The organism is Mesorhizobium silamurunense, assembly GCF_014843825.1.
GTDB classification, from domain to species: domain Bacteria; phylum Pseudomonadota; class Alphaproteobacteria; order Rhizobiales; family Rhizobiaceae; genus Mesorhizobium; species Mesorhizobium silamurunense.
In genome coordinates, this window is record NZ_JHQR01000076.1 from 1 (window position 1) to 8,968 (window position 8,968).

The following is an 8,968-nucleotide window of genomic DNA, read 5'->3' on the forward strand; positions in this document are numbered from 1 at the left end:
GTGGCAATTGCCAACCGCGGCGCACCTTGTGCAATGGTATCACAGCCTTGCCATCACTGGCTACGATGCGCGCGACGCTGCGCTTGGACGGGGCGGCAGGGCGAAACGAACTGCCATTTCAATGGGCAACATCAGAACTGAGACGCTGAGGGCATTCGACACGGCAGATATGACCAAGATATTGGCAAAGATGGCCTGACAGCCGCTTTGCTGACGTGCGCGGGTAATCGAAGCCGGCGCCGAGCTTGGGTGCTCGGCGCCCAAGTCGTTCAGCTATGCCTCGTCTTCAGCTATGTCTCGTCTCGCCAGGTCACCCGCCTCTCCCGGTGGATCTTCACCAGGCGCCGGACCCGGATCGTGTGCGCCTGCTCTCCTGTTGCGTGGAATAGCTGGACGCTCATGCACTCACGGCTCTTGCGTTGCTGGCAGCGCAGCGGGCCCTAATATGGCTTGAATGTTGAAGATCAACCGCGCGCTCATACCTGCCTCCCGCAAAACGACCCTGCGTGTCACCGAAGTTCATTGGATCGTCGCCGATAAGCTTTTCCAGCTTTTGGCGGAACGCCATTATCCCCGTGCGCACGACCGCGACCTCGCTCGCGGAGAGTCCTGCCGCAAGCTCCTCGACCAGAGGGCTCCACAGCCGCAAGGCCGCGTCATAGGCCGCTCTGGCGCGAGCGGTCAGGACGACGAGTTGCGCGCGACGGTGATGCGGGTTCGGTTCGAACGCGACGATCGTCGTGCAGATCGTTGACGATCCGCTGCACGTTCTGACTGTTCCTCCATACGGGATAGGAACCACGGTGGCGGTCCGCGTGCCCGCCGCGATCCTTCTACGACGTTTGGTGGGCTTCAGCAGCCCACCGTAAGTCAACAAAATCAAAGCGATGCGCGGAGGTTCGCCACCTCGGACTTGGTTAACCGAAGGAGAAATAGGCGCTAAGTGATTGATAAATAACGACAATGATGGGCCCGGAGGACGTCCTCAAATATTTGATTTTATTGTCTTTTTTGTGGGCACAGGTCAGACATCCTTTCCGTATCGTTCCGTATGGTCCCGCGAACCGTACAGTCGAACTTAGCTTACCCAATGCCTCCTCCGCGCCAAGAGCACTCATTGGTCAGCTACCGGCCGACGGTCTCGGTCCGCCCCCTTTTAGTGGACAGTCGAGTCTACTTTTCGTCGCCGAGCGCCACTTCGAACAGTCTCGCTTCCTGCAATCGGTTCAAAATCACCAATGTGTCGTCCACTTCCGAGACAGCGAATAGCGCTCGTGTCAAGTCGCTAACTATCGGCCAGAATCGCGCGCTGCTCGGCAATTTCGGATTCGGACAGGCAGCACGTGGCTGAGCTGGACGAACTGCGAGAGACTCATCCTGCTTGCGGCAATCTCGTGAGATTAGGCGGTCAGGGAGCGTGACGCACATCGTCCGAAGTATCGCTTATGATGAGATGAGGGTCGTCCGAGCGCCCTGGTGAATATTAGCGCATTTGATAGTATCGCTCCCACTCCGCCAGCCAAGGCACTGTAGCATGTCGGAAAAGCGTCCATTAGAGCCTCCAATCGTGGCCCTTGCCAAGGGCGTTCTGAGCAAGGACGACAGTAGTGTGTCCGACGTTCGCAGCGAGCGGCGCGTTATGACAGCTCTCTGTTATGATCTGGTCGGATCAACCGACCTGCTCGCAGTTCTGGATATCGAGGACTATGAAGAGCTAATGTCGGCCTTTCGGCGTGAGGCAAGACAGGCAATCTCATCATACTCGGGTGTTATCGTGAGCGAGGCCGGCGACGGCGGTGTCGCACTTTTTCCAATAGAGATGGAGGCAAAGGACGCGGCTTCGCAAGCGATCCGGGCAGGACTCGAAATCATTGAAGCGTGCAAGCGGGTCGGGCTGGAGAAAGACCATACGGACCTACATGTTCGGGTCGGGATTGCTACATCCATGACCCTCGTTCACGGGGACGGCGGTGACCCGGCGCATGCCAGCGTCACGGGCCCTGCTTTGGCCATGGCGACGCGGCTCCAGGCGATGGCTCAGCCGGATACAATACTGGTGTCCGACGAGACCCGAAATTTGGCGCGGCGGTCCCACGTTTTCAGTTTTCGTGGCATTCACGTTATTAAGGGCTTCGCGGAGCCGGAGCGGACTTGGCGTGCCTTTAGCCACAAGCGGGACGTTGACCGCTTCTTCGCCTTCGGGCGCTTGAACAATACGTTTATAGGCCGTGGGGACGAATTGGCCACCATCGCCGCATGTTGGCATGATGCCGTCGCCGGCAAGGGCGGCGTCATTTTAGTTCAGGGTGAGGCCGGTATCGGCAAGTCCCGCCTGCTTTATGAAGTCCGCAAGAGGACACGCTTTCAGCGGGCAAAATTGCTGCTTTTTCAATGTCAGCCCGGCGGCTCCCACTCGGCCCTTTATCCTCTGCTGCAAAATGTTCGGAGTGACCTGGCTGGCAAAGAGGGTCGGCTGGAGACTTCAGACGTAGCGGCGGTCTTCGCAAATCAAAGCGTTCACGATGACGAAGTTGTCGACATCTTCTCGTTTCTGCTTGGGGCTGAAGGATCGAATCCCGCTCTGAAGGAGGCTGATCTCAAGGTCATCCGGGAGAAAGCCACCTGGGCAGTTCGCAGAAGCATCGAAGCCATATGCGAACGCGGACCACTCATCCTGGTTGTCGAAGACATACATTGGATCGACCTCACGTCGAGGCAATTGCTGGCGGAACTTGCACTCTTCATTCATCGGGTGCCCGTGCTTCTCATAATGACTGCGCGACCTGGATCTGAGACTTATTCAGGGTTCCGGGACTTGCCGCATATTACTCTGAAGCCGCTCGATCGCGAGGAAACGCGACAGGCAATCATGGCAATGCGGCCGGAAATCGGGTCAGCCGCGCATTCGGAACTCATTGGCATGGTGGAGGAGGTGACCGGGGGCGTGCCTCTTTTCATCGAGGAAATCTGCCAATGGATCGCCGAGAATGCGGCCTCCATAACGGATCGCCTTGCGCCAGCCGGCTCATCAAGCCGAATATCGGTGTTTGAAGGCATCCTTGAAGCCAGGCTGGAAGCCTTGGGCCCTGCAAAGGATGTGGCACGAGCGGCCGCCGTCGCCGGCAATCGTTTCAATCCGGAATTGCTCCGGAAGCTGTTGCCGGAATACAGTGACGAGACGATCGGGAATGCATTGGACACCCTCATCGAGGCGGGATTCCTAATCCGGGTCAGGCCTTCCGGCGAGCCCGACTATGGATTTCGTCATGCCCTGATCGGGGAGACAATCTACAATGCATTGCTGCGGAGGAGACGGCAGGCCCTCCATCAGTCGCTTTTCTCCGCTGTCGCCCGCGACCGAAATCTGGCCCCGTGGCTGGGTACGGCTGAATTGGCAGAACATGCTGAACGCGCTGGCCTTATCGAGGAAGCGATCGATCAGTTTGTGATCGCAGGCACGGAAAGCTCGTCCCGCTCGGCAATGGCGGAAGCAAGGCAGATACTCGAACATGCTTTGGGGCTCTGCGAGCGGGTTGCCGCGACCGACACGCGAGACGCGCTGCGGCTATCGGCAATGGTCGTGCTCGGTCCCATCCTGACCGCTGTCGAGGGGCCGAACTCGGCGCCCGCCCGCAAATTATACGAGGACGGCGTGATGATCGCCCGGCGGCGGCCGGTAGCCGAACGGGCCAAGTGGTTCCCGATCTACTGGGGCTGGTGGTTCACCGATACCGTCATGGACGGCGAGCGCGCGGAAGTCGTGCTCAGCGATCTCAGGGATGTCGAGGATGCCGAAGTGCAACTCCAGGCCAGGCATTGCGTGTGGGCCATCGACTTCAATCTTGGCCGTCACGACCGCTGCATCGCAGCCGTCGACGTCGGGCTTTCGCTCTATGAGCACGGCCAGGGCAAAGCGAATGCTGCGTTGTTCGGCGGGCATGACGCGAGGGTCTGCGGGCTCGCTCACCGCGCCTTGTCCTTGTGGTTCGTCGGAAAGCCGGCAAGCGCGATCCATTCGATGTCGGAAGCCAGGAGCTGGGCGCAGCAAACCGGACATGCCGGCAGCATCGCGCATGCCTACCTCAACGAGGCGATGCTGCATTGCTATCGCCGCGATTTTTCGGCGCTGCGAAGCGTGATAGCGGATCTGCGCCACTTGACGGAGCGCCATCATATGCCCGCCCTCGCCGCCGCAGCGCAAATCTTCGAAGGCTGGTGCGACGGCAACGCCGGCCAGGTCGAGAGCGGCAGGGAAAAAATGCGCCAAGGTCTTGGCCTCCATGGCGAGTTCCAGACACCTGAGGACGAACCGGTCTATTGCGGCATGCTGGCAGAGCTTTTGACACGAACTGCCGAGGTCGATGAGGCGCTCGCGCTGCTGGGCTCGGCTGCGGCGCAGGCCGAGGCCGGCGGCAGCCGCTTCTGGCTGGCAGAGCTCTACCGGCGAAGGGCAGAGCTACTTCTTCTCCAGGGCGACGCGGAGGCGGACGTGATCGCTGCCCTCGAAAAGAGCATCGCCATAGCCGCGGAGCAAAGCGCGGTGCCTTTCCTCGTCAGTGCATACGAGACCCTTCAATCATCAGGCCTGTCACCTGAACTGTCGTCGCGCTATCGCGACCGGGTCGAACGTGCGAAATCCGCTCTCGAGCCGGGCGCCGCACTGATCGTCAATCCCGAACCGGCCGTTCGGCACTAGCCGGCCCTGCAAGAGATCCGCGATGCTGGAGCGATATGAACGCCTGGGTCCGCCGCCCGACGAGGCGCTGGCGCAGCTGATGAAGATGCGCGAAGCCTTGGGCATCACGCGGATCGCAGACATTACCGGGCTCGACCAGCTCGGCATCCCCGTCGTGCAGGTGACAAGGCCTTTCTCGCTCTCCAACGCGGTCGCGCAAGGCAAGGGCGCCACCCTGACGCAAGCCGCCATATCGGCCATGCTGGAATCGGCTGAGAGCTTCTTTGCAGAGCAGGTGGCGAATTTCGACACAGTCGTCGGCTGCGCCGATCAATTGGGCATCCCGCCCAATCGTTTCGAAAGCCATCTCCAGGACGGCACCGCGCCCGGATGGCGCGGCAGGGAGACGGCGTGGGTAGCCACCGACAATCTTCTCACCGGCAGCCGCGACCTGGTCCCGTTCGAGCTCGTGCACACCGCATATGTGCTGCCGTCACTGCCCCACGACGGCATTTTCGCGGCATCGACGAGCGGTCTGGCCGCAGGCTTCGAGGAGCCGGATGCCATCGTTCATGGCATGCTCGAATGCATCGAACGCGACGCGATCGCCACGGCATACCGGACCCACGGTTTTTTTCACCGTCAACGCATCGATCCCGAGACGATCGATGATCCGTCGCTCCGCGATCTCCTGGAGACTTTGGCGGCCAAAAACGTGCTGGTCGGCCTTTGGCAAGCTCTGTCGCCGTTGGGCATACCGGTGGTGTGGTGCCATCTGCTGGAAGACGAACCGACGGAAACGGTCCTCCTGGATCATCCGGCTGATGGTTCGGCTGCCGGTTTCAGTCCCGCCGGAGCGGCGGCGCAAGCCATCTACGAAGCGGCCCAGGCCCGTCTGGCGGCGATCTCGGGCGCGCGCGATGACCTGACGCGCGCGTTCTATCCAAAATACCCCGATCGGCAGATGATCGCAGCGCATCGCCGGCTCCTTCGCGACGGCCCGCGCAGCGTGGATTTCCGTGCGCTCGCCGACCAGAAGTTCAACACGGCGGCGGACGGGCTGTCGGTCCTCCTGGCAATTCTCGAAGAGAGAGGGTTCGATGCGGTTCACCTGGTCCGGGTGATAACGAAACCGCTCGACGCCCTGTCGGTTGTCAGGATCGTCATCCCTGCCTTGCAGCCGCTCTTGCAGGGGTAGAGACCATGCGCCCGAAACTCGTCTTCACCGGCCCTACCCTGTCCCATGCCGACGCGTTGAAGGTCGTCGATGCGGTATGCCTTCCCCCGGCCGTGCAAGGCTCGATCGTTTCGGCCGTGCAGCGTTTCGACCCGAGTGCGATTCTTGTCATCGACGGCGGTTTTCAGGCGGAGCCCGCGGTTCGGCACAAGGAAATCCTGTGGGCCCTCAGCCGCGGCATTCATGTCGTCGGCGCGGCCAGCATGGGTGCCCTTCGTGCAGCCGAGCTGTTCCCCCATATGCAAGGCGTCGGGCTTATCTACCGATGGTATCGCCGCTTCGCCTTTGCACCCGACGACGCAGTAGCGGTATTGCATGGACCGGCCGAGGTGAATTTCGCTCCATTGACGCATGCGCTGATTGACCTGCGTCGGACCCTTCGCGCCGCTTGCCGGCGCGGCGTGATTTCACCCGAACAGCAGGCGAGGCTCGAGGGTGCGGCACAGGCCGTCAACTTTCGCGAGCGCACCCTGGCACGCATGGTCCGGGATGCGCACGACGGCAAGGACGACGTCGAGAAATTGAGCAGGGAGCTCGGTGCGGCTTTCGTCCAGCAAAAAAAGCAAGATGCCCTGCGGGCAGTCGAACTTTTGAGGGAGCAAGCATTTGAAAAAGCGCATCCCATGCCGGAATTACAGCTAACCTCGGCCTTCTCCAAGGATATGGATGATGCGGGGCTGGCGCTGTAGGCCCTGACCTCTTGGCGGCCCGCGATTTACGCGACGTAAGCGCCGTGATAGCGTGGTAGCGTGAGAGGGGAGCCAGGCAATTGGACGCGGTCGATCGTGTCGTTGCGCAAGATCCGTTGCTGGGAACGCGGTTCCTGGTCTACCCGCAGGTCCCTCACCTTTCGGGTTACGGAACACCCGAAACAGTATGGATTTCTACTCCACCCGATCTGATCCGCTCCGGCCCGGAAGATCACCGCATCTACGTTCGCGATCCGCTCCTCGACAAGGAGCCTTACGACTACCCTTATCTGCCACCATTTGTCGGCGAAATCTTTCCGCCTGCAGAGGCTGGTTTTGACGGCCATTTCGATCAGCTTTCCCTGACCTCGCGGCAGTTCCTTTCTGCGCACGCTTTCGCCTCGGTCAGCCGCGTGCTGGACATCTGGGAAAGCTACCTCGGCAAACCGATTGTCTGGTACTTCGCCGAGACGTACGAGCGGCTCGAAATCATCCCCTTCGTCGACTGGGAGAATGCGCAATCGGGCTATGGCTATCTGGAACTCGGCCGCGAGCGCGGCATCGACGGAGGCAAGTATCCCTATGCGCTCAACTTCGATGTGATCGCACATGAGGTCGGCCACGCAATCTTGTTTTCGCTGTTCGGGACACCAGCCGGCGGCCTGACTCAAGGCGATTTCGGGCCGTTCCACGAAGCCAGCTCGGATCTGGTCTCGCTCTTGTCCTTCCTGAGTTTCGACAGCGGCATGGACCGGCTGCTGCGGCACTGCGATGGCAACCTGCTTGTTCTCAATGAATTGAACCGGATTGCCGAACTGACTGGCGATCGGCAGATCCGCCTCGCCAGCAACGCACGCCGCATGTCGGAGGTGACGGCGGAAATCCATGACAGGTCACGGCCGTTCACGGGGGCTGTGTTCGACACGATCGTCGACGGCTACCACGCGGCATTGGTGCACGAGGGGTTGGCCGACGAGCGGCTGCTGGGGATCGATATCAAGGATGTCGACCAGTCCGACATGCAGCGCATCTCGGATTTCACGTCCCGCGCCTTTCGCGCTCGGCCCTTCATGTTCAAGAGCATGCTGATCAGAGCAAGGGACGAAGTGGCCCTCGCACTTGCTCAGGCATGGCCGCGCCTCGATGCAGATGACCTGACCTTCGAGAATGCCGCTGCCACGCTGGTCGATGTCAGCGACCGGGTGGCGCCCGCGCTTGCGGAAAAGTTTGAAGAAAATTTCAGATGGCGAGAGATTCTATGAACTGATCGATTACAACAAAAAGGAGCGAGCAAAATGAGCGACGACTATCACCGACCGACACTGACGTTTCCATCAGGCGCTTACAACGCAACACAGGTCAGGCTTTACGGCATCGCCCCGGGCGGCGGAGATCTTGTTTACCCCAACCATCCAAAAAACCTTGAGAGCGCAGACTTCGCAATATCAGTTCGATCGCAATCGGATGATGTAAGTCAAAACGACCAATTTCTGCAGCAATTGAGTGATTCAAAAGTTACAAAGGAACAATTTCTTAACCTGATTGCAAATCGAAGGATCAGCGGATTTCCCGATGAGTTTGGCTACGCGACTCAGATTTCCTTAGCCGTGCGAAATATCGGATTCATCGTGATTTCTACTGTTGTGTCATTCGATGAAGCATATAAGAGCGGAAAGGTACTGTCATCTGGAATTATTGTCGGGTATTCATATGAGGGACATTGCTTTGATCTTCCAAAACCGAAGATCATGCTTCTTCCAGTTCTCCCTCAAATGATACCTCTCGACGATTGCGGATATGATAAGAAATTTAATAAGCAGGATAAGCATGGCCCAGAGAAGTATATGCTCTGGATTGTCGATAAGCTTGACGAATGCGTGGAATTCGAAATGAACCAGGGGTTTATCGAGCAGATCGTCCTCGAGGCGAACCTTCCAGGCAAGCGTTCACCGACGATGTACGCATCCAAGATGACGATGGGACACCGTGGCGGAAAGCTGAACGACTAGAGCATTCTGTGATGTGACGGAATCGTGAGGGATTCCCAAAAACCCGCCCATTGGCACGTCGTTGCCGCCGATCACCGCACGCACTGCAGGGAGGTCTTTCGAAGCCAGAATTTTTGAGTTAAGTCTGCGTCCAGTGCTTTTGACGAGAAGGAGAAATTGACGGACAAAGGCCCAACCAGTTTCACCGGAACGCTATGACGTTGGCAGAGATCGATGCATCTACTTGTGAAGAAGTAGATTCAAATGGTTGATATTTAATACTATGGTGGCCCGGAGGGACGTCGTCTTTCCAACAAAAACGCAGCCCACGGTTCGCCAGATAGAATTGCCTAACCGAGCCCTGAAACAGTAACCGGGG

6 protein-coding genes and 1 pseudogene are annotated in these 8,968 nt (G+C 59.1%); all 7 read left to right on the forward strand.

Annotated features, from left to right (window positions below):
• Positions 1-199 (forward strand): annotated as a pseudogene (locus tag DH10_RS36760) (hypothetical protein); the annotation flags it as partial.
• A 255-nt stretch (positions 200-454) separates the two neighbouring features.
• Positions 455-754, forward strand: a complete 300-nt coding sequence (locus DH10_RS09835; protein WP_192384632.1) for a hypothetical protein — start codon at positions 455-457, stop codon at positions 752-754.
• A 780-nt stretch (positions 755-1,534) separates the two neighbouring features.
• Entirely contained in the window at positions 1,535-4,696 is a 3,162-nt protein-coding gene (locus DH10_RS09840) for an ATP-binding protein (RefSeq protein WP_192258064.1), read from the forward strand.
• Positions 4,697-4,718: 22 nt separating this feature from the next.
• The gene (locus DH10_RS09845; protein WP_192384633.1) at positions 4,719-5,873 is read left to right on the forward strand and encodes a YcaO-like family protein; all 1,155 of its coding nucleotides are present in this window, start codon (positions 4,719-4,721) and stop codon (positions 5,871-5,873) included.
• 5 nt (positions 5,874-5,878) lie between these two features.
• A complete protein-coding gene (locus DH10_RS09850) occupies positions 5,879-6,601 on the forward strand; it encodes a TfuA-like protein (protein ID WP_192384634.1) in 723 nt (240 codons plus the stop codon).
• Positions 6,602-6,681: 80 nt separating this feature from the next.
• On the forward strand, positions 6,682-7,863 hold the full coding sequence (locus DH10_RS09855; RefSeq protein ID WP_192258058.1) for a gluzincin family metallopeptidase: 1,182 nt from the start codon (positions 6,682-6,684) through the stop codon (positions 7,861-7,863).
• A 33-nt stretch (positions 7,864-7,896) separates the two neighbouring features.
• Positions 7,897-8,610 carry a hypothetical protein gene (locus tag DH10_RS09860; RefSeq protein ID WP_192258056.1) on the forward strand — a complete coding sequence of 238 codons (714 nt, stop codon included), beginning with the start codon at positions 7,897-7,899 and terminating at the stop codon, positions 8,608-8,610.
• Positions 8,611-8,968: the final 358 nt, after the last annotated feature.